Source organism: Shewanella sp. 1180_01 (assembly GCF_052850535.1).
In genome coordinates this window covers 29,180-49,868 of the sequence record NZ_VXCT01000033.1, presented here as the reverse complement: position 1 = coordinate 49,868, position 20,689 = coordinate 29,180, and the positions used below count along the sequence as shown (strand labels likewise).

20 protein-coding genes are annotated in these 20,689 nt (G+C 37.3%); 19 read left to right on the top strand and 1 reads right to left on the bottom strand.

Going from position 1 to position 20,689, the window contains the following annotated elements; genetic code table 11:
- The first annotated feature begins 107 nt into the window (after positions 1 to 107).
- The 19 genes from mntA (at position 108) to glmM (ending at position 19,388) form a co-directional block, all read left to right on the top strand.
- Entirely contained in the window at positions 108 to 527 is a 420-nt protein-coding gene (gene mntA / locus FW758_RS16250) for a type VII toxin-antitoxin system MntA family adenylyltransferase antitoxin (protein ID WP_311898031.1), read from the top strand.
- Positions 524 to 961 carry a type VII toxin-antitoxin system HepT family RNase toxin gene (gene hepT, locus FW758_RS16245; protein ID WP_220777718.1) on the top strand — a complete coding sequence of 146 codons (438 nt, stop codon included), beginning with the start codon at positions 524 to 526 and terminating at the stop codon, positions 959 to 961. Before mntA ends, hepT begins: the two co-directional genes overlap by 4 nt.
- Before the next feature lie 69 nt (positions 962 to 1,030).
- Positions 1,031 to 1,408 carry a four helix bundle protein gene (locus tag FW758_RS16240; protein ID WP_240129361.1) on the top strand — a complete coding sequence of 126 codons (378 nt, stop codon included), beginning with the start codon at positions 1,031 to 1,033 and terminating at the stop codon, positions 1,406 to 1,408.
- A 216-nt stretch (positions 1,409 to 1,624) separates the two neighbouring features.
- Complete coding sequence (locus tag FW758_RS16235) at positions 1,625 to 2,590, top strand: Wzz/FepE/Etk N-terminal domain-containing protein (protein ID WP_446445930.1); 966 nt, start codon at positions 1,625 to 1,627, stop codon at positions 2,588 to 2,590.
- A gap of 221 nt (positions 2,591 to 2,811) precedes the next feature.
- The gene (wecB, locus tag FW758_RS16230; protein ID WP_446445929.1) at positions 2,812 to 3,933 is read left to right on the top strand and encodes a non-hydrolyzing UDP-N-acetylglucosamine 2-epimerase; all 1,122 of its coding nucleotides are present in this window, start codon (positions 2,812 to 2,814) and stop codon (positions 3,931 to 3,933) included.
- Complete coding sequence (locus FW758_RS16225; RefSeq protein WP_446445928.1) at positions 3,930 to 5,099, top strand: hypothetical protein; 1,170 nt, start codon at positions 3,930 to 3,932, stop codon at positions 5,097 to 5,099. The genes wecB and FW758_RS16225 overlap by 4 nt, the downstream gene beginning before the upstream one ends.
- The gene (locus FW758_RS16220; protein ID WP_446445927.1) at positions 5,096 to 6,277 is read left to right on the top strand and encodes a polysaccharide pyruvyl transferase family protein; all 1,182 of its coding nucleotides are present in this window, start codon (positions 5,096 to 5,098) and stop codon (positions 6,275 to 6,277) included. The genes FW758_RS16225 and FW758_RS16220 overlap by 4 nt, the downstream gene beginning before the upstream one ends.
- A 1-nt stretch (position 6,278) precedes the next feature.
- Positions 6,279 to 7,481 carry a Coenzyme F420 hydrogenase/dehydrogenase, beta subunit C-terminal domain gene (locus FW758_RS16215; RefSeq protein WP_446445926.1) on the top strand — a complete coding sequence of 401 codons (1,203 nt, stop codon included), beginning with the start codon at positions 6,279 to 6,281 and terminating at the stop codon, positions 7,479 to 7,481.
- Complete coding sequence (locus FW758_RS16210) at positions 7,478 to 8,350, top strand: glycosyltransferase family 2 protein (protein ID WP_446445925.1); 873 nt, start codon at positions 7,478 to 7,480, stop codon at positions 8,348 to 8,350. Before FW758_RS16215 ends, FW758_RS16210 begins: the two co-directional genes overlap by 4 nt.
- Entirely contained in the window at positions 8,322 to 9,410 is a 1,089-nt protein-coding gene (locus FW758_RS16205) for a hypothetical protein (RefSeq protein ID WP_446445924.1), read from the top strand. The genes FW758_RS16210 and FW758_RS16205 overlap by 29 nt, the downstream gene beginning before the upstream one ends.
- Positions 9,411 to 9,414: 4 nt before the next feature.
- Positions 9,415 to 10,530, top strand: a complete 1,116-nt coding sequence (locus FW758_RS16200; protein ID WP_446445923.1) for a glycosyltransferase family 4 protein — start codon at positions 9,415 to 9,417, stop codon at positions 10,528 to 10,530.
- 1 nt (position 10,531) lies between these two features.
- Positions 10,532 to 11,611 carry a dTDP-glucose 4,6-dehydratase gene (gene rfbB / locus FW758_RS16195; protein WP_446445922.1) on the top strand — a complete coding sequence of 360 codons (1,080 nt, stop codon included), beginning with the start codon at positions 10,532 to 10,534 and terminating at the stop codon, positions 11,609 to 11,611.
- Positions 11,612 to 11,685: 74 nt separating this feature from the next.
- Complete coding sequence (gene rfbA / locus FW758_RS16190; RefSeq protein ID WP_446445921.1) at positions 11,686 to 12,546, top strand: glucose-1-phosphate thymidylyltransferase RfbA; 861 nt, start codon at positions 11,686 to 11,688, stop codon at positions 12,544 to 12,546.
- Positions 12,547 to 12,672: 126 nt separating this feature from the next.
- Positions 12,673 to 13,560, top strand: coding sequence for a dTDP-4-dehydrorhamnose reductase (gene rfbD, locus FW758_RS16185; protein WP_446445920.1), 888 nt, complete (start codon positions 12,673 to 12,675; stop codon positions 13,558 to 13,560).
- A 75-nt stretch (positions 13,561 to 13,635) separates the two neighbouring features.
- The gene (rfbC, locus tag FW758_RS16180) at positions 13,636 to 14,184 is read left to right on the top strand and encodes a dTDP-4-dehydrorhamnose 3,5-epimerase (protein ID WP_446445919.1); all 549 of its coding nucleotides are present in this window, start codon (positions 13,636 to 13,638) and stop codon (positions 14,182 to 14,184) included.
- The gene (locus FW758_RS16175; RefSeq protein ID WP_446445918.1) at positions 14,184 to 15,239 is read left to right on the top strand and encodes a DUF1972 domain-containing protein; all 1,056 of its coding nucleotides are present in this window, start codon (positions 14,184 to 14,186) and stop codon (positions 15,237 to 15,239) included. The genes rfbC and FW758_RS16175 overlap by 1 nt, the downstream gene beginning before the upstream one ends.
- A gap of 455 nt (positions 15,240 to 15,694) precedes the next feature.
- On the top strand, positions 15,695 to 16,768 hold the full coding sequence (wecA, locus tag FW758_RS16170) for a UDP-N-acetylglucosamine--undecaprenyl-phosphate N-acetylglucosaminephosphotransferase (protein WP_446445917.1): 1,074 nt from the start codon (positions 15,695 to 15,697) through the stop codon (positions 16,766 to 16,768).
- A 144-nt stretch (positions 16,769 to 16,912) separates the two neighbouring features.
- Positions 16,913 to 17,953 carry a UDP-N-acetylglucosamine--undecaprenyl-phosphate N-acetylglucosaminephosphotransferase gene (gene wecA / locus FW758_RS16165; protein ID WP_446445916.1) on the top strand — a complete coding sequence of 347 codons (1,041 nt, stop codon included), beginning with the start codon at positions 16,913 to 16,915 and terminating at the stop codon, positions 17,951 to 17,953.
- 82 nt (positions 17,954 to 18,035) lie between these two features.
- On the top strand, positions 18,036 to 19,388 hold the full coding sequence (gene glmM, locus FW758_RS16160; protein ID WP_446445915.1) for a phosphoglucosamine mutase: 1,353 nt from the start codon (positions 18,036 to 18,038) through the stop codon (positions 19,386 to 19,388).
- A 497-nt stretch (positions 19,389 to 19,885) separates the two neighbouring features.
- On the opposite strand, the gene FW758_RS16155 is transcribed toward glmM, so the two are convergent.
- Complete coding sequence (locus tag FW758_RS16155; protein ID WP_446445914.1) at positions 19,886 to 20,599, bottom strand: HutD/Ves family protein; 714 nt, start codon at positions 20,597 to 20,599, stop codon at positions 19,886 to 19,888.
- Between the last annotated feature and the right edge of the window lie 90 nt (positions 20,600 to 20,689).

The window sequence follows — 20,689 nt, the reverse complement described above, 5'->3', positions numbered from 1 at the left end:
GTTTGAGGGCGTTGCTCCGCAACTTCTAGGGCGCAGTACAAAACGCTGCTGCTAGCAGCGAAGCGCCCTTGCTTCTAGCAATCGCTCTGCTTTTCCACGGAGGTACCATGACTGAGCAAGAATTTAACCGTTGCAAGATGCAGTTGTTGAAATTGGCTGATGCAGATAAGCAAATAAACGCGCTTTGGCTATACGGTTCGCACGCTAAGGGATTGGCTCATGAGCACAGTGATTTAGATTTAGCTGTGCAGTTTACCTCCTTTGAGCCAGATATTTTTGCTCGGCGTATGCGTCCCGAGATGCTTCTACTGGATTGGCAGCAAAGTTTACAGCTACGTGATGGCCAATTGTCGGTGATTGACCTTATGCAAGCACCCATTCTGCTTGGTATCGAAGTTCTACAAGCCAATACCCTTTGGTATTGCCGTGAGCGAGGTTTAATGCTGCAAGGTGTGGGGAAAATCATGTCGCGATATGAAACCGACTATCTACAGCAGGTAAAAACTACAGCAGTGGGTGATACATGAGCGATAACATAAAACATGACGGGTATTTAGCGGCAATGCGTGTCCATGTGCAGCAGTGCCAAAGTGATTTAGAAGAATTGCGTAACCACTTTTTGCAGGCACCACTTGATAAATATCAGCGTTTAGCTTTACAACGTTTAATGCAAATAAGCATTGAGTCAGCAATTGGTATTGCCAAACATTGGGCGCAACAAGTAAATCAACGTCCAATATTGGAGGCCTATCAAGCCTTTGATATTTTAAATAACGCAGGCTTACTTAAAGGCAATGCGCCTTGGCGTCAGATAATCGGCATGCGTAATGTGTTGGTGCATGATTATTTGAATCTGGACGAACCATTGCTAGAAGTTGTCATCCGCCAGCAGTTATACGCGGTAATTTTTGATTTTTGCTATCAAGGATTAGCGGCGCTAGAACGGCCTTCGGCCTGCTAGTACGCCACTGCATGTAGGCCCTAGGCCCTAGAAGCGCAGCGTCCTAGTTTCTGCTTTTAAGGAGCCCCAATGCGATTCGAACAACTGGATGTTTGGAAACGCGCTTGTCGCCTTTCATGTGATGTATATAAGGAACTTAAAAATTGCCGAGATTATGGGCTCAGAGATCAGATGACCAGAGCGGCAGTTTCTATTCCCTCAAACATTGCTGAGGGGGAGGAACGTGAGTCGAATGCAGAGTCCGCAAGATTTCTTTATTTTGCAAAAGGCTCATCTGGGGAACTGATTACTCAGATATATATTGCGATAGAAATTGGCGTGATAGACAAGCAAAACGGAATGACTCTTATCAAAGAGGCTAAAGAAATTTCAGCAATGATTGCTTCTTTGATAAAAATACGAAAAGGCAGTGTCCGAGAAGAGTCCGCAGATTATAAAAGTACTTAAAAACTAGGACGGCCTTCGGCCTCTAGGACGCAGCAAAAAGCGCTGCTGCTAGAACGCTCGCAAGCTCGCTCTAGGCCCTAGCAACTAGCACTTAGGACGCTTCGCTCTCGGTGCTAGCCCCTAGAAGCGCAGCGCTCTGCTTTTCCTAACACCTTCTTTAAATATCTTTAAGCTTTCCTAGGGCCTAGCACCTAGGGCCTAGAACCTGAAGAACCAATGAACACACAAATTACTCAAAATCCAAATACATACCAATCCGACGCTAGATTTCCTCAAGTGCAGGAAAACGAAATAGATCTCCGCGAGCTTTTTTCGGTTATCTGGCAAGGCAAGTGGTTAATTATTGCTATTACAGTACTATTTGCTATTGCTTCTGTGGTATTTGCAATAATGCAACCCAATATCTATAAGTCCGAAGCCTTATTAGCCCCAGCGGGTGAAGAACAAGGTGGGGGCTTAAGTGCATTGGCCTCGCAATTTGGGGGCTTAGCCAGCCTCGCTGGGGTAAATTTAGGGGCTAAGGGCGGTACCGATAAAACCCAGCTTGCTATTGAAGTATTAAAATCCCGTCAATTTACCAGCGATTTTATCCAAAAACACAATATCCTTGCTGATTTAATGGCGGCTGAAAAGTGGGATAGAGATCAAGATAAAGTTATCTATGATGAAGATGCCTATAGTGAAGCCAGCAATGCTTGGGTGCGTGAAGTTGAGCCACCTTTTAAACCTGAACCCTCAATGCAGGAAGCTTATAAAGAATTTAGTAAAATCTTTTCTGCAAATAGTGATAAAGAAACGGGAATGGTGACGCTATCCGTAGAACATTTATCCCCAACGGTTGCAGAGCAATGGGTCACTTGGTTAATTGAAGATATTAATAAAGTGATGAAAGAGCGCGACGTAGCAGAAGCCAATCGCAGCAGTGAATTTTTAAATAAGCAAATCGCCTTAACTAATGTCGCTGATATTAGAACCATTCTGTATAAGCTAGTAGAAGAACAAGCTAAAACCATAATGTTTGCCGAAGTACGCGATGAATATGTGTTTAAAACCATAGACCCTGCGTTTGCACCAGAAGAAAAGGCTAAACCTAAACGTGCATTAATTTGCGTATTAGGCACTATGCTCGGCGGTATCTTAGGTGTGATGTTGGTATTGGTCAGGCATTTTATTAGAAAATAATATAGCCTAGTGTTTTCTTTTGTCTGCCTATTGCGAGTTTTTTTAGAAAAGTGCCAAAAAAGGTAAAACCTTAGTTTTACAAGTGATAACGCTTACTTAGAAACAAGATTGCTTGTCTCAAAATGGATAAAAAGTGTCTCAGCCAGCTTTAAAAGGTTAAGATATAAAAGTGTAGTATTTCAATTTCTTTTTAGAAATTATTTTAAATTAGGTGTGAAGTAATGATAAAAAAGAAAGTTCTTACGGTTTTTGGTACTAGGCCAGAAGCAATAAAAATGGCGCCATTGGTACATGCATTAGCCTTAGATCATCGTTTTGAAGCGAAGGTATGCGTTACGGCTCAGCATAGGGAGATGTTAGATCAAGTTTTGTCATTATTTGATATCACCCCAGATTATGATTTAAATCTGATGAAGGCTGGGCAGACGTTAAACGATATTACCGCCCGTATTTTGCTTGAGTTAAAACCAGTTCTGCAAGAATTTAAACCTGATGTTGTGCTTGTTCATGGTGATACCGCAACGACTTTTGCGGCTAGTTTGGCAGCATACTATGAACAAATTGAAGTCGGTCATGTAGAGGCTGGATTAAGAACTGGTAACATCTATTCGCCTTGGCCTGAAGAAGCTAATCGACGTTTAACGGGAGTGTTAACAAAATATCACTTCGCACCTACTGAAACATCCAAACAAAACCTAATCAAAGAGAATTTTGGAACTGAGGATATCATCGTAACGGGTAATACTGTTATTGACGCGTTATTGATGGTGAAAAATAAAATTGAAAAGGATGAAGATCTTAAGCGAACGCTTGCGTTACAGTTTCCATTCTTAGATAAAGAAAAGAAGTTAATATTAGTCACTGGCCATCGGCGTGAGAGTTTTGGCGGTGGTTTTGAACGAATTTGTGAAGCTTTAGCTATCACCGCTAAAGCCAATCCTGATGTGCAGATTCTTTATCCGATGCATTTAAATCCCAATGTTCGCGAGCCTGTGAACCGCATTTTAGCTGATTTCGATAATATTATTTTAATTGAGCCGCAAGAGTACCTACCATTTATTTATCTGATGATGCGCAGCCATATTATCTTGACAGATTCGGGGGGCATTCAAGAAGAGGCCCCTTCACTGGGTAAACCTGTATTAGTCATGCGTGATACCACAGAAAGGCCTGAAGCAGTAGAAGCGGGTACCGTTAAGTTAGTTGGAACAGAAGTCTCCAAAATTGTAGAGGAATTAAACATATTGCTTACAAATAGTGGTGAATATGAAATAATGAGTTTTGCACATAATCCTTATGGTGATGGGATGGCGTCAAAAAGAATACTCGAATTATTGGTATGATAAGAAATTATGCATACTCGGGATTTTCATTTTCGTTTCGATTAGTTGCTAATACAGTTGTTTATTTAATAGCCGCAAGAATATATGGTCCCGTTTTATTTGGTGAGTTAAGTATTGCTTTATTAGCAGGTAGTATTCTCACTCTTGTTTCTGATTTGGGCGTCCATCAGCGTTTTTTTAAAAGTGTTGCAATAACAGACGATGTTGAAACTAAAGAAAATATTAATTTAAAGTTTTTATTTACGATTTTTTGTATTGTCTGCTTGATTATATCCTTTATCTTTTCTATTAACTATGTGGTGTTGCTAGTCGGTATGTCATTTATAATAAATGCATATTATGATTTCATATTAACGGATATGCGGGCTAAAGGTAAGTTTGCAGATGAGCTAAAGTTTTCATTATTAAATAATATGATTTTTACTTCATTATGTCTTTTTGCTGTTTTGAGTAAAAGTAGTTTAACGGTTTTTGCATTTTGTATTTTTATATCAAGAGTATTAAGTTTTACTTTTATAATATATAAGCTTAGGTTGTCTAGTTATTTCTCTTTGAGTTATTGTTGGAGTTTTGCAATACTTTCGAAGCAATTTAGCTATACTGTAGATTTCTTATTGACTAATGTCTGGCAGGTATTGGATGGATATTTAGTTAGTTTGTATTATAATTCAATATTCGGTATATATAGCTCATACACACGAATTACTAATGGATTGAGTACTTTATCTGCTGTTGTGGTTAATGTTATATTTAGAGAAATAGCTAATGAAGCAAAAGTAGGTAAGCATAAATCTTTACTTATTGGAACCGCGTTTTTTATAGTTATTAGTTTTTTATTGTTTTGGCTATTAAGTGTATTTGATAAGTATTTGATCTTAGCTGTTTTAGGTGAGGAATATGTCGCGTATTCATATTTGTTACCGCTGATGTTTGTTCCCATTTCCTTGAAATGGATATCTAGTTGTCTGGGAATTTACATGGTTGTAACAGGAAGGATTAAAAAAAGAGTCGTAGTTCAATTGCTAGGTTTGACAGCCTTTTTTGCATTGACTATTTTTGGTCTATTTTACGGTTTAGACATTTCCATAATTGTGTATGGCATAATATTATATTATTCAATAGTTCTATTGGGTTATTTGTTTTTGTTTTTGAGAATCATTAAATGAAAGTAAAAATAGGTTTTTTGTGGCATAATGTATCTTCAGGTAATTTAGGTGTTGGTGCTCTTTCTATAGGTAATATGATTTTAGTTAATCAGGTTTGCCGAAATTTAGGAATTGATGCCGAGTTCTTTACTATTGGTGATAATGAAGTCACTTGTGAGACGAATAAAGAGTTAGTAGAGCTTCAAATAGGTAGAAAATTTGAGCATATAACAATAAGCGTTAAAGAGTTGATTACTAACCCTATAAAGTTAAAATCGTATATTAAAATGATAAAAGATTTTGATCTGGTTTTAGATATAGGGGCTGGTGATAGTTTTTCTGATATATATGGTAATCGCCGATTTTTTATTCAAGTATTCACTAAAATCGTTAATGCAGTATTTGCTCGTAAATCCGTTTTGTCACCTCAAACAATTGGTCCATTTAAATCTAAATTTGCTGGAATGATATCTAGATTTATTGTCAGAAATACAAATTTAGTATTTGCAAGGGATGATATCAGCTTTCAGGTAGGTAAAGCGTTTGGTGTTTGTCATTTAGGCACTGATGTAGCATTATCTATGCCTTATTCTACTGTTCATGAAATTACAGATAAGATTAAAGTTGGGATTAATGTTTCTGGATTACTTTGGAATGGCGGATATACAAGAGATAATCAGTTTGGATTGGCTCATAATTATAAAGATTATATTAAGGGGCTAATAGAGAATTTCTTATCAATTGAAGGCGTTGAAATTCATTTGGTTTCTCATGTAATCGCTACTTCACCAGTTCAGCAAATTGAAGATGATTATACTGCCTGTAACGAAGTTGCTGAATTATTTCCAAGCTGTATTGTAGCTCCAAGATTTACTAATCCTATTGAGGTGAAAAATTATATAAGTAACTTTGAGTATTTTACTGGTGCAAGAATGCACGCTACGATTGCAGCTTTTTCAAGTGGTGTACCTGTTACTCCTTATGCTTACAGTCGTAAATTTAAGGGCTTATATACGACTTTGGGTTATAGTAAGGTTTTAGAAGCTAAAGAATTATCATTGCAAGATGCAATAAAAATGAATATTGACCATTTCATTAATCGCAAAAAAATAAAGTTAGAGCTTCAAGGTTCAACAGATAAAAAGAATCAGTTGACTGGAAAATATACAGATGCTTTGGAAGGGATGTTAAAATATTAATATGGATGTGATTCAGAAGGTTTTAAAGAAAGATTTATGCACAGGCTGTGGTCTGTGTTCATCAATGTTTCCTGATAAAATTATTATTAATAAATTAGAATATAATCGTCCTGTATGTAGCAGCAAGTTGAACAGACATGAGCAGGCTATTTTCAAAATGGTTTGCCCAGGCATAAATCAGGCAAGTATAAAAACTAATTTTAGCCACCCAATCTGGGGTCCAATTGAGCAATGTTATATTGGCCATTCAAATGATAAAGAGATCCGCTATTTAGGTTCATCTGGTGGTATTGTTACTCAAACGCTACTTTATGCGCTGGATAATAATATAGTCGATATTGTTATTCAGATAGGCGTCGATAAGCATAATCCGCTAGAGAATATATCTAAAGTCAGCAGGTCTAGAGATGATTTACTTGAGGCTACAGGATCACGTTATAGTCCTGCATCACCATTGGAGCATTTTTTGCAGACTTTAAGCGATAATCCTAACAAAAGGATTGCATTTGTTGGTAAGCCGTGTGATTGCGTAGCTCTACGTAATTTAATGTCAATAGACAATAACGTAAAAAATGCTGTTAAATTAGTTGTCAGTTTCTTTTGTGCAGGAACACCTAGCCGTTTTGGAGTTAGAAAGGTCGCTGATGCTTTAAATTATAATATTGATAGGCCCGTTGAAAATTTCTTTTTTAGAGGTAAAGGCTGGCCGGGAAAAACAACTTTAGTACAAAATAGTATCGCTACAACAATGGAGTATTCTCGCTCTTGGGGAGAAATTCTTGGCCCAACAATCCAAAGCAGATGTAAACTTTGTGCAGATGGTACCGGAGAGGTTGCCGATATTGTAAGTGCTGATGTATGGCATTCTGACGACAGGGGTTATCCTTTGTTTACCGAATCAGATGGACAGGGACTTGTACTAGCAAGAAGTGAGGTCGGTAAATCTATCGTAACTAAAATGATAAGTGAAAATATAATAACTGTTGATGACTATAATATTGAACAATTATCTAAAGTTCAAGTGACACAATTTGAGAGAAAATCAACAATTTTAGTGCGTTATTTGGCTAAGCAGCTAGGTAGCCTAACTTTTATTAATATGCCAAATCAAAGAGCATTAAAAGCTGCAAAATATGCAAAACTATATAAACACTTACGAGTTTTTGTTGGTTCATTCCTTCGTGTAATAAAGGGGCGAATGTGATTAATATAATGATTTTAAATTGGAATAGTTCTGCGGATGTATTAACTCTTTTATCCTCTATACAAAAATCAAATTATAAAGAATTTAGGGTTATTATTATTGATAATTTTAGTGATGACTCTAATGCCTTAAATTCAGTAAAAAAAACTTTTCCAGAAATAGAAGTCCACCTGATTTTTAATGAATCAAACTTCGGATATGCTAAGGGAAATAATTTAGGGTTCAGTTATCTCGAAGCTAACGAATTAGACGGTGATGTTTTAATTGTAAATCCTGATGTGAAAATTAGTGTTAATACTTTGCAAGAGTTGGTTTTTGCTAAGAACCAATATAATAACATTGGTGCGGTAATGATAAGAACTTTTGATGAATCGGGTGTTTTAATTTACGACAAAATTAAGCTTACTGGTTTTAAGCAGTCTTATACTGTATTGCCAATCAATTTTAAAGGTACAGATGAAACTGATTATTGTGCCGGTTCTTGTTTTTTATTAGACCGTAACCTTATTCGAAAAATTGGTTTATTTGATGAAGACTTTTTTTTATATTGGGAAGAAGTAGATCTATCTTTAAGGATTCGTGAATCTGGTTATAAATTATTATGTACAACTAAATCAAGTATCACTCGAAAATCAAATTCTTTAGATAGAGGCGTAAATGCTTATTATTACTATATTAGGAATAGCTTTATTTTAAAGAGGAAATGGCCTGTTGAATGTAATAGTTTGTCACACTTCTCATTTATAGTAATAGCAATATTATCTTCGTTAATTAATGGTTTTAAAAAAAGGGACTTTAGATTTATTAAAAGTTCAACAAAAGGTCTTCTGGACGGTATACATGGAAAAAGTGGCGTTAGGGCATCATAAGCTACTAAATTACGTAATTGTACTGTTGATTTTTATCAGCGCATCACCATCACTAGTAGGTGGATTTTTAAGTAAATTTGCTATCATAAATTTAGTATTAATTAATTTATTTTTTTTTAAAGTTAATAGACGTATTTTTTTTATTATGTTTTTTATTGCTTCACTTTTTTTAGCGAAATACTTTTTAGCAATTATAAGTGATAGTGATAAGGTTGATTTATACCCTTTGGTTGTATCTTTGCATTTTTATTTTATGGTTTCTTATCCTTTTGGTAATAGGGTGTACTTTAACTCTGTAAAGGTTGGTATTGGGTTGTGTTTTTATTTAGGATTTATAGCTTCTTTAATATCTCTTATTATAGGTGAACAATTTTTTTTATTTTCCTTAGCTAACAAGGGGCTGCCAAATGTTTATGCCTTTGAGGGCTTTACTACCACTCCACAGGCATTTGCATCTCTTGCAGTTTTAATGTTAATTTTAAATTATAATATAAGGAGTCAGGTCAGGAAATTATTTCCTTTTTTAGGTTTGCTATTTTCTATAAATAGAACACTCTTCTTTGGGAGTATTTTAGTTTTTTTTTATAGATCTTTATTTTATTTGCTCCCTGTGTTTTTTTTGATTTTTATTTTTCTTGGGATGTTCTCATTTGATGCTAAATTATTTACGTTACAAACTTTACTAAGTCGTATTGATATGTTGATTAATGTTAGTTCAAGCTTTTTCTCGATGGATATTTTTAATGTAATTTTTGGTACTTTTAACTCGCCCAATTTTGAAGTGCATAGTACTGGTACAAAATATATTGAGAATGGTGTTATGTTTATTCTCTATTACTTCGGTTTGGTTGGATTCTTTATCTATTCGATTTCAACCTGTTTATTTGCTTATATAATAACCAAACATCGATTTGAATCTAAGACAAAAATTTTAATTTATTTCATTTTAGTGGCAACTATAGTTCCAATGCTTACTCATGAATATCTTTATATTTCATTTTACATATCGTTAATATTTGTTGTTAATCAAGTTTTCTATGCAAAATATGATCAAAGGTAGTGCGATGAAAGTACTTTTTATTACAAGGCCTACAGTTTTTTCAGGGCCAGGTGGGGATACAATACAGTTATTGAAGACCAAAGAGCATTTAGAGTTGCTCGGTGTTACAGTAGATATTGCAGATGATAAAGAACCTGATTTTATGGGGTATGATCTAATTCATTTTTTTAATCTTAGAAATCCGCAAGATATCCTGCAGTATGTATTTAAAGTAAAACAACTTTCTATCCCAACAGTACTCTCTACCATTTGGGGTAGTTATAATGAATGTGATCGGAAAACGCGAACAGGTTTTCAGAAGTGGATTGCTAATAATGTTTCTGAATACACCCTTGAGTATCTAAAAACTACTGCCAGAATTATTTTAAATAGAAATTTTCATTCTGGTATGTTGCGCTATCTATTTAAAGGCCATTATCGTTCACAACAATTTATTGCCCGAAATATAGACGTGCTTTTGCCAAATAGTCCGACAGAACTTGAGCGTGTTGTTTCTGATATGAAACTAGATTCTTTTAATGGATTATGGGTGGCTAACGCTGTTGATACCTCTGTTTTCGACTCTTCAAAAAAGTTCTCTGGTAAATATAAAGAATTTGAGGGCTGTTTGCTTAGTGCTGCACGTGTTGAAATACGAAAGTGTCAATTAGATATTATCAAGGCTGTAAAAGATTTACCCTATAAATTAGTTATCGTAGGTAAGCCAAGTCCCAATAGTAGAGCATATTATGATGAATGTGTTCGTGAAGCGGGCCCTAATGTGGTGTTCATTAATCATGTCGATCAAGATGAACTTGCTGAATTATACCATGTTGCTAAGGCTCATGCGTTAATTTCATGGATGGAGACACCAGGTTTATCATCCCTTGAGGCTGCAATGATGAATTGCAATGTACTTGTTACTGACCGAGGCGATACAAAATTTTATTTTGAAGATTTTGCAGAGTATTGTGAGCCTGGTGATGTAGAGTCAATAAGACATGGTATTATTTCTGTCATGAACAAAGAATTTAATCCTGATTTTAAAAGCATGATTATTTCAAATTTTACTTGGCAGCATACTGCTCAACAAACTTTCGAAGCATACCAACTAGCTTTACGGTTAAATAACAAAGGTTAATATGAAGATTTTAGTAACAGGTGGTGCAGGATTTATTGGTTCTGCAGTTGTTCGACAAATAATTAATAATACTACCGATGCTGTAGTTAATATTGATAAATTAACTTATGCAGGGAATTTAGAATCACTTGCAAACGTGGCTGTAAGTGATCGTTACACCTTCGAACAAGTTGATATTTGTGACCGTGCTGAACTCGATAGAGTCTTTTCACAACACCAACCTGATGTAGTTATGCATTTAGCTGCAGAGTCGCATGTTGATCGTTCAATCACTGGACCTAGCGATTTTATCCAGACCAATATTGTGGGTACTTATACCCTACTTGAAGCCTCGCGCAATTATTGGCAGCAACTTGATGCTGAGCGTAAAGCAGCATTTCGTTTCCATCATATTTCAACCGATGAAGTCTATGGTGATTTGCCACACCCGGATGAGCAAGAAGGCAAAGCTGTAGATCAAGAATTACCACTATTCACTGAAACGACCCCCTATGCTCCTAGCAGCCCATATTCTGCATCCAAAGCCTCAAGCGATCATTTAGTGCGTGCTTGGCTTCGCACCTATGGTTTACCGACCATAGTGACCAACTGCTCTAACAACTATGGGCCTTATCACTTTCCTGAGAAATTGATCCCGTTAGTCATCCTCAATGCGCTTGAAGGCAAGCCATTGCCTATTTACGGTAAAGGCGATCAGATCCGCGATTGGCTGTATGTTGAAGACCATGCCCGCGCACTTTACAAAGTAGTTACTGAGGGCAAAGTCGGTGAAACCTACAATATTGGTGGTCACAACGAAAAACAAAACTTAGAAGTGGTCCAGACCATTTGCAGCATCTTAGATTCATTAGTGCCCAAAGCTACGTCTTATGCCGAGCAAATCACCTATGTAACTGATAGACCTGGTCACGATCGCCGTTATGCCATTGATGCTTCTAAAATGAGCTATGAGCTAAATTGGCAACCACAAGAAACTTTTGAAACAGGTTTACGTAAAACAGTTGAATGGTATTTAGCTAACCAAGAATGGTGCCAGCATGTTCAAGACGGTAGTTATCAACGTGAGCGTTTAGGCATTTAATCCTTTTCACCACTTTTTTTATGCCCTTATTTTTCTTTAAACCTAGGGCTTATTTATCTAGGAGCTTATTTTTAATGAAAGGAATTATTTTAGCTGGTGGTTCTGGTACGCGTTTATATCCATTAACTCGTGGCGTTTCAAAGCAATTATTACCGATTTACGATAAACCAATGATTTATTATCCGCTTAGCACTTTAATGCTCGCAGGGATAAGAGACATATTGGTGATTACTACTCCAGAAGATAACGATAGCTTCAAACGATTATTAGGTGCTGGGTCAGATTTTGGCATCAAGTTAAGTTATGCTGTTCAACCATCTCCCGATGGTTTAGCTCAAGCTTTTATCATCGGTGAAGAATTTATCGGTGACTCGAATGTTTGCTTAGTGCTTGGTGATAATATTTTTTATGGTCAATCTTTTTCAAAGACACTTAAAAATGCTGCGAGTCGCCGAACGGGAGCAACTGTTTTCGGCTATCAAGTCAAAGACCCCGAACGTTTTGGCGTAGTTGAATTTGATGCTGATATGAAGGCGATTTCTATTGAGGAAAAACCAACGCAACCTAAGTCATCTTATGCTGTGACTGGACTCTATTTTTACGATAATAAAGTGGTGGAATTAGCGAAGCAGGTTAAGCCTTCACATCGTGGTGAGCTTGAGATCACTACACTTAATGAGATGTATCTCAAAGCAGGTGAGTTAAATGTCGAGCTTCTTGGTCGTGGTTTTGCTTGGCTAGACACTGGAACACACGAGAGCCTGCATGAAGCATCCTCCTTTGTGCAAACCATTGAGCACGTTCAGGGCTTAAAAGTGGCGTGTTTAGAAGAAATAGCCTATCGCAATGGCTGGTTAACTGCAGAACAACTTAAAGAACTCGCGAAACCCATGCTTAAAAATGACTATGGGCAGTATTTAGCACAGTTAAAATAGTGTTGAGTGCTTTGTGTTGAATGTTGAGTTTTCTGTCTCAGCATTCAGCATTCAGCATTCAGCATTCAGCATTCAGCATTCAGCATTCAGCATTCACTCAGAGCTCATAATTAGCAATTTAACACTATGAAAATATTAGTCACCGGAAGTAATGGCCAAGTAGGTAGCAGCCTAGTAAAACTCTTAAACCAGATGCCAGAGATTAAATCTTTGGCCGTAGATCGTGAGCAGCTTGATATTACTGACTGTGAAGCAGTAAACAAACTGGTTAATCAATTCAAACCTGATGCCATTATTAATGCAGCGGCGCACACGGCTGTTGATAAAGCAGAGCAAGAAGTCGAACTTTCATATGCTATTAACCGTGATGGTGCACAATTTTTAGCCCAAGCTGCTAACAGTGTTGGTGCAACCATACTACATATCTCAACCGACTATGTATTTGCAGGCGATAAAGTTGGTGAGTATATTGAAATTGATGATGTTGCACCGCAAGGAATATATGGTGAAAGCAAACTTGCTGGCGAACTAGCTGTTGCTGCGGCTTGCCCACGCCATATTATTATACGAACTGCTTGGGTGTTTTGCGAAACAGGTAATAACTTTGTCAAAACTATGCTTCGTTTAGCGCAAACCCGAGATGAACTCAGTGTAGTAGCAGATCAATTTGGTGGCCCAACTTATGCCGGTGATATTGCCAATGCGCTTATCTTAATAACAAAAACTGTGCATAAAGGAAATAACAATTACGGAGTTTATCATTTTGCGGGGTTCCCTCATGTCAGTTGGCATCAATTCGCCTGTGAAATATTTAATAAAGCAAATGAGCAAAACGTTTTCAGTAATGATAATTCTAAACGGATACGAGTTAACGCCATAGCAACTGTCCAATATCCAACCCTAGCTAAACGTCCTGCTAACTCTAAATTGAATTGCCAGAAAATTGAGCTGTCATTTGGTATCAAGCCCAGCAATTGGCAAGTGGCTTTAAATAACTTAAAGGGCTATGTTTAAATCATAGTAGTTGCTTATTTCACTTGGAACGTACCCTTTGCATTCACAATTAAAGAAAAATTATACACTACTCATATGAAGATAATTGATACTAATATTCCTGATGTAAAAATCATCGAGCCAACGTTGTTTGGTGATGAACGCGGTTTTTTTATGGAAACCTGGAACCAGAAACAATTTGAAGAGCTAGTAGCAGGTAGGCCGACTAATTTTGTACAAGATAATCATTCAAAGTCGAAAAAAGGTATTTTGCGCGGTCTACATTATCAAACTAAAAATACTCAAGGTAAATTAGTTAGAGTTGTTAGTGGTGAGGTATTTGATGTTGCTGTAGATATTAGAAGAAACTCACCCACATTTGGTCAATGGGTTGGCGAGTATTTATCTGCTGAGAATAAACGCCAGTTATGGATACCAGAAGGTTTTGCACATGGTTTTTATGTAACCAGTGAGGAAGCAGAATTTGTTTATAAGTGTACCAACTACTATAATCCATCTGCTGAGCAATCAATTCTTTGGTGTGATAAAGATATTGGAATTCATTGGCCATTAGTTGCTAGTCAGCCATTGTTATCAGCTAAAGATATTGCTGCGCTGAACATGTATGAACAGGATTTGCTTTAATGAAGAAAATTGCAGTTATTGGTACTGTTGGTATACCAGCGTGTTATGGTGGTTTCGAGTCATTAGTTGAGAATTTAACTAGTTATTCAAGCTACAATGTAAAATATCATGTTTTTTGTTCAAGTAAATCATATGCTGAGAAGTTAACAGAATATAATGGGGCAAGCTTAAGTTATATCCCGTTAAGTGCAAATGGTATTCAAAGTATTCCATATGATATCTGTTCGCTAATTTATTGTCTTTTCAAGAGGCCTGATGTTACGCTGATTTTAGGTGTTTCAGGTTGTTTGTTTCTCCCAATATATCGGTTATTTTCAAACTCTAAAATCGTTACTAATATCGATGGTTTAGAATGGAAACGTGAAAAATGGGGCAGTCTAGCTAAAAGGTTTTTGAAACTATCTGAAATGATTGCGGTAAAATTTTCTGATGTGATTATAACTGATAATAAAGCTATCGGTGATTATGTTGATGCTGAATATTCCAAAAGCAATGTAGTTATTGCTTATGGTGGTGATCATGCGATTATTAATGATGTTGATATTGGGCCAGTTGAGGATTATTTTTTATCTTTATGCCGAATCGAACCTGAAAATAATATTCAGATGATCTTAGAAGCATTTTCAAATTGTCAACAGAAATTAAAGTTTGTTGGTAATTGGGATGCTAGTGAGTTTGGTCGAGAACTTAAAAAGAAGTTTTCAGTTTACCATAATATTCAAATACTTGATCCTATATATGATATAAATCTGCTGTATAAGTTAAGGAGTCAGTGTAAGGGTTATATTCATGGGCATTCTGCAGGAGGTACGAATCCATCTTTAGTTGAGGCTATGCACTTTGAAAAGCCAATTTTTGCCTTTAATTGTAATTTCAATCAATACAGCACAGAAAATAAAGCATTATATTTTTCTTCTTCTCAAGAACTTAATGATAAAATATCATTTGCCACTACAGATGAATTAGCTATTATTTCTACTGACATGAAGGACATTGCTGAGAAACGTTATACATGGAGAGTTATTAATAAGATGTACGAAGAGACATACCTTTAATTTTAAGATATTAAATTATAATGCAATATCCATGTAAGTTGTTTTTTTATTTTTAAAATCTGACTCTATAATTAATGTTAATTTTTTCTTACAATAGCATTGCAATTAGCATCCTTAAGTTATTAATAATCAAGTCTGTTGGAGTTTGTTTGTATTCACTTTGTCACTCAGTGCTCTCTTCCCATTTGATTATATTATGGTTATTAGTTTTTGCGACAGTCTTACTTTTAAAATAAGTAATCTTTTGCTTGCTGTGTTAGATTGCTAACCCTTTATTTGTTATATTTAGTCTTATTAAGTTTACCCAACATTGCTTGCTGAAATTAACGTTAGCGATTTTAGCAGGCGATAGTGTTAGTGGGGTATATCTCGTTTCTTGATGGGGCTGTATAGCTTTATTGATGGACCACATTATATTTCAGCCTTTTTATACTACATAATTATTGAGTAGTTTTATGTCAGCAGATATCGCCGTCTTATTTGTTTTTATTATCTCTTTTATCAGTTTGTTTGTGTTTCGCAAGATCGCTAAAAAAATAGGGTTAGTTGATAAACCTAATGAGCGTAAGTATCATACGGGTCAGATCCCGTTAGTAGGCGGGATCTCGGTTTTTTTTACCATTATGCTTACATTGCTCTTAGTGCCTGAATTATTGTTGGCACCTAGATTGTTTGTTGGGTGTGCCTTTATTCTTGTCGTCATCGGTGTGATTGATGACCGCTATGACATTAGTTTTAAGTTTCGTCTTGCAATTCAGGCAGCCATTTCGTTGACAATGATTGTACTTGGTGAACGTAGTTTACATAATTTGGGCTATTTGATGGGCAGTGATGCCTTACATTTACCAGAATCCGTCAGCATATTGTTAACGGTTTTTGCCGTTATCGGTGCAATCAATGCCTTTAATATGGTAGATGGTATAGATGGTTTATTGGGGGGGTTAGCATCAGTCACCTTCGGTGGCTTGGGGATCTTGTTTTATCTACATGGCATGCATAGTTTTGCCACTTTTTGTGTACTGCTTGTGACTGCTATGCTGCCTTACATCATGCTCAATTTAGGCTTTCCGTTTGGGCGGCGTTTTAAGGTGTTTATGGGGGATGCTGGCAGTATTTTTATCGGCTTTACTGTGATTTGGTTACTGATTGTTGCAAGCCAAGGTGAGCGAGCAACGGCTATCCGCCCAGTGACTGCGTTATGGTTAATTGCACTGCCGCTGATGGATATGGTGTGCATCATGATCCGTCGCATTCGTAAAGGCCAATCGCCGTTTAAGCCAGATCGAGAGCATTTGCATCATATTTGTCAACGCTTGGGGTTATCATCCCATATGTCATTATTAGTTATTTGTGCTGCTGCAAGTATGATGGCTGCAATAGGAATTTGGTCTGAGCTTGCTAAAGTGAATGAAACTATTATGTTTTTTGGATTTTTGGCCACTTTTACTTTGTATTTTATCGTTATGAATAATATATGGCGGATTACTGCATTTTTGCGTAGAGATTTTAAATTTACTAAGTCTATTTAATAGCTTAAATCGAGCAGTACATTTTCTGTTGCTTCATGGCTTATCTGTTTCAGCTGTTACTGCTATAATTCTGTGTCATTTTTTTGAAATAAAATGTTATTAAAGTCATTTTTATGATGATGTATTTGGCTTAAGGAAGAGATTATGGAATACCTCATACCACTTGTTACTGTGTTTTGCTTAACCTGTGTTGCGATTAAAGTGTTTAACCCCATTGCTCAACGGGTTGGTTTAGTTGATTTACCAAATGAACGTAAGTTACATGTCGGTGCTATCCCTTTGATTGGCGGCATTTCTATTTATTTTAGTGTGCTACTTGTTTCTAGTATCGTCATCGAGCAGAGTCAAGTTTTTAACCTATACCTGATTTCAGCGGCGTTAATCCTTTTTCTAGGTGTCCTTGACGACAAATATGATCTTTCTGTACGGGTGAGAATGGCTGCTCAGGTGATTACTGCATCCATATTGATTTTTGGTGCAGGACTGTATTTAACATCATTTGGTCATATCCTTCATTTTTTTGAATTTAGATTAGGCTATGTAGGCATTGTTGTTACAGTTTTAGCCGTAATTGGTGCAATCAATGCTTTTAACATGGTTGATGGTATCGATGGTTTAGCAGGCATGCTGAGTTTAGTTACCTTTTCATCTTTAGCTTTTTTGTTTTATTGGGCTGATAACAGCTGGTTTATGTTACCTCTGTTGTTTATTGGCGCGATTGTTGGGTATTTGCTGTTCAATTTGAAATGGCCGTTTCCTTCTTTCGAAAAAATCTTCATGGGTGATGCGGGGAGTATGCTAATCGGTTTGACAGTCGTTTGGATGCTTGTAATTGGTACTCAACCTGATACCAGTGTGTTTAACCCTGTTACCGCGTTATATTTAATTGCTATTCCGCTCATGGATATGACCGCAATTATGTATCGACGCGTAAAAAAAGGCATGTCGCCATTCAGGCCCGATCGTGATCACTTGCACCATATATTCGAGCGTGCTGGCTACAATCGTAAGCAGACATTGATCCGTATTTCATTAGCGTCTTTATTGCTTGCTGTTATCGGTGTAGCAGCTGAGATTTTTCATGTTCCTGAATCGATTATGTTTGTTACTTTTTTAGCTATTTTTGCAGCGTACAATTGGGCTCTATCTAATGTATGGCAACTATTGATTTGGATTCGTAAATAATAGCTCCTATAAAGAGTTTGTTTCAAAATGCCAATTCAGTTGAATTGGCATTTTGCTTTTTATAATTTGTTAAAGGATTTTTATGTCTAGGAAGTATTTTGGTACTGACGGTGTGCGTGGCAAGGTCGGTGAGTTTCCAATTACGCCTGATTTTGCGATGAAGTTAGGTTGGGCTGCTGGCACTGTGCTTGCGTCCACTGGCACTAAAGAAGTGCTGATTGGTAAAGATACTCGTAGTAGTGGCTATATGCTTGAGTCGGCAATGGAGGCGGGATTTTCAGCAGCAGGGGTAAATGTGGCTTTGATTGGCCCTATGCCGACACCCGCGGTTGCGTATTTGGCTTCCACATTCCGTGCTGACGCAGGGGTGGTGATCAGCGCATCACACAATCCATTTTATGATAATGGCATTAAGTTCTTTTCTAATTCCGGTACTAAGTTAAATGATGCGCAGGAACTGGAAATCGAAGCCTTGTTAGAAAAGGCGCTGAACCAGAATGCGATGCAGTGTGTTGCCTCAGAAAAACTCGGTAAAGTGCGCCGTATCGATGATGCTGCTGGTCGTTATATTGAGTTCTGTAAAGGCACATTCCCAAATCATTTGTCTTTAGCGGGATTGAAGATCGTGGTTGATAGCGCCCATGGCGCCGCATATCACATCGCCCCCAATGTTTACCGTGAACTCGGTGCTGAAGTGATTAGCATCAATGATAAACCTAACGGCGTGAATATTAATGATCACTGTGGGGCGACGCATTTAGACAGTTTGCAAACTGCGGTTATGGTACATGAAGCTGATTTAGGTATTGCGCTTGATGGTGATGCCGACCGTGTCATGTTTGTCGATCACAATGGCCATGTAGTTGATGGTGATGAGATTTTATTCATCCTTGCTCATGCTGCCCACAGCAAAGGTGAAATGACGGGTGGCGTGGTTGGTACCTTGATGTCAAATCTTGGCTTAGAGCTGGCGCTTAAGCAGATGGATATCCCTTTTGTTCGCGCTAAAGTGGGCGACCGCTATGTCGTTGAACAACTTAAGCGCACAGGTTGGCAACTAGGCGGTGAGGGGTCAGGACATATTTTGAGCTTGCAGCATGCTTCAACGGGTGATGGCATAGTTGCATCCTTACAGGTACTTAAAGCTGTATTAGAGTCCCAGAAGAGTTTATCTGAGATTAAAGCTGGCATGACTAAACTTCCCCAAGTGTTAATTAATGTACGTTTAGCTACGGCTAATGCCGATAGCATTTTAGCGACGTCTAGTGTTCAGCAAGCCGTGATTAAAGCAGAAGAGATTTTAGGTGACCAAGGGCGAGTGTTATTGCGTAAATCGGGAACAGAGCCACTTATTCGCGTAATGGTCGAATCTACCAATAATCTTATGACGCAGACTCAAGCTGAATATATCGCGGATGCGGTTCGAGCAGCTTAAACCTTAGGGCTATTAAAGCTAACGGTTATACGTGTTCATTCAGGTATTTATATGCTGAATTTTTAAGCCAGAAAGTTGTATACTTTCTGGCTTTTTGTTTTCTGCTCTTTGCTTGCAGATTAGCCGAACACTCATTACATGTGACGCTGGTTCATCGGTTTAGCTTTGGGCTACATGTACTTTAATATACGGATAAATTTATTTAGTTTTTTACAGTAATCTTGCTGATAGTGATGACTAACTTGCCAAGCTATTTATAACTATAAAAAACTGATCCTGTTAATGGTGCTTAACGCATTTTCTGGGAAGTACTTACCTCTGGATAGCAATGATTAGCCAGTGCACTGATGTAATTCTGATTATGTCTGTTTTACTTTTTAATTAAAGGCTTTGTTGGCGGGATTAATAATAGTGGAGACACTACTGAGCAGAGTAATCTTGAGGTCGAACACTGACCTTGTGCTTTGCTAGAGGAAGTTAGTGCCCACTTATTTGCTTTATGATTTGCAGGCCGTAATGGTGACGCTAAGTAATCGACTTGGCGTTGTCGTTGTTAACTTTATATCTTCGCCTGGTCTAATAATAAGCATGTCGTATGGCATGATCTTGATGAACTTGCCATTGTGCTCCCATGTCATTGTATCTAAGCAGCAGAGTAGTTGGATGATAGTTGTGTCAGCTTCAGTCTTATGGTGCTCACTTTTATTGTTGTTTGTGGTTGCAGCATGTTCTTCTATAAATATGCCATCAAAGTTAAGCCTTTGAGTATGCGCTTTAAATACACCGCGTTTGGTCATCACATTGAAATCAATAACATTATTGCCTAATAGTTGACTTGTTATTGAGGTTTCGCCTGCAAAGCAGAAGGCACTGTCTATAGGCGTGAGTCGTTTATATTCAGTTGTATCTGTGTCTCCCAGTATTCTTTCTTCTCCCCCAAGGTCATTTATCTGTTTTTCCCCTTCATGGTTATCGATGCTGAGTTGAACACCGTCACCTTCTAGGATAACCAGTTGTCTGTCTATGCCAATAAATGAGGAAAAGGGTCCGTTGCTGCTAATGCTTGCTATGCTGATCCGATAATCGAATTCAGTAAGTTCTGCATTGATGGGGGAAATAAGTAGCTGTTTTGTGCTCCCACCGCCATTTTTCCATGGCGTTGATGGGCAATCTTGATAGCGGATCAATTGCGCTTGTTTATTTAAAGTCATTCCTTTTTCTCTGTATTTTAACCTGTGGCTTAATAACAATGTCGTTCGCTCATCCTTGAGCCTTCTATTAGTTCCGTGATTGAGCTGAGT

What these genes read in the sequence shown, in the direction of transcription:
- mntA (WP_311898031.1), top strand. Translation starts at nt 108, where the DNA reads ATGACTGAGCAAGAATTTAACCGTTGCAAGATGCAGTTGTTGAAATTG.
- hepT (WP_220777718.1), top strand. Translation starts at nt 524, where the DNA reads ATGAGCGATAACATAAAACATGACGGGTATTTAGCGGCAATGCGTGTC.
- FW758_RS16240 (WP_240129361.1), top strand. Translation starts at nt 1,031, where the DNA reads ATGCGATTCGAACAACTGGATGTTTGGAAACGCGCTTGTCGCCTTTCA.
- FW758_RS16235 (WP_446445930.1), top strand. Translation starts at nt 1,625, where the DNA reads ATGAACACACAAATTACTCAAAATCCAAATACATACCAATCCGACGCT.
- wecB (WP_446445929.1), top strand. Translation starts at nt 2,812, where the DNA reads ATGATAAAAAAGAAAGTTCTTACGGTTTTTGGTACTAGGCCAGAAGCA.
- FW758_RS16225 (WP_446445928.1), top strand. Translation starts at nt 3,930, where the DNA reads ATGATAAGAAATTATGCATACTCGGGATTTTCATTTTCGTTTCGATTA.
- FW758_RS16220 (WP_446445927.1), top strand. Translation starts at nt 5,096, where the DNA reads ATGAAAGTAAAAATAGGTTTTTTGTGGCATAATGTATCTTCAGGTAAT.
- FW758_RS16215 (WP_446445926.1), top strand. Translation starts at nt 6,279, where the DNA reads ATGGATGTGATTCAGAAGGTTTTAAAGAAAGATTTATGCACAGGCTGT.
- FW758_RS16205 (WP_446445924.1), top strand. Translation starts at nt 8,322, where the DNA reads ATGGAAAAAGTGGCGTTAGGGCATCATAAGCTACTAAATTACGTAATT.
- FW758_RS16200 (WP_446445923.1), top strand. Translation starts at nt 9,415, where the DNA reads ATGAAAGTACTTTTTATTACAAGGCCTACAGTTTTTTCAGGGCCAGGT.
- rfbB (WP_446445922.1), top strand. Translation starts at nt 10,532, where the DNA reads ATGAAGATTTTAGTAACAGGTGGTGCAGGATTTATTGGTTCTGCAGTT.
- rfbA (WP_446445921.1), top strand. Translation starts at nt 11,686, where the DNA reads ATGAAAGGAATTATTTTAGCTGGTGGTTCTGGTACGCGTTTATATCCA.
- rfbD (WP_446445920.1), top strand. Translation starts at nt 12,673, where the DNA reads ATGAAAATATTAGTCACCGGAAGTAATGGCCAAGTAGGTAGCAGCCTA.
- rfbC (WP_446445919.1), top strand. Translation starts at nt 13,636, where the DNA reads ATGAAGATAATTGATACTAATATTCCTGATGTAAAAATCATCGAGCCA.
- FW758_RS16175 (WP_446445918.1), top strand. Translation starts at nt 14,184, where the DNA reads ATGAAGAAAATTGCAGTTATTGGTACTGTTGGTATACCAGCGTGTTAT.
- wecA (WP_446445917.1), top strand. Translation starts at nt 15,695, where the DNA reads ATGTCAGCAGATATCGCCGTCTTATTTGTTTTTATTATCTCTTTTATC.
- wecA (WP_446445916.1), top strand. Translation starts at nt 16,913, where the DNA reads ATGGAATACCTCATACCACTTGTTACTGTGTTTTGCTTAACCTGTGTT.
- glmM (WP_446445915.1), top strand. Translation starts at nt 18,036, where the DNA reads ATGTCTAGGAAGTATTTTGGTACTGACGGTGTGCGTGGCAAGGTCGGT.
- FW758_RS16155 (WP_446445914.1), bottom strand. Translation starts at nt 20,599, where the DNA reads ATGACTTTAAATAAACAAGCGCAATTGATCCGCTATCAAGATTGCCCA.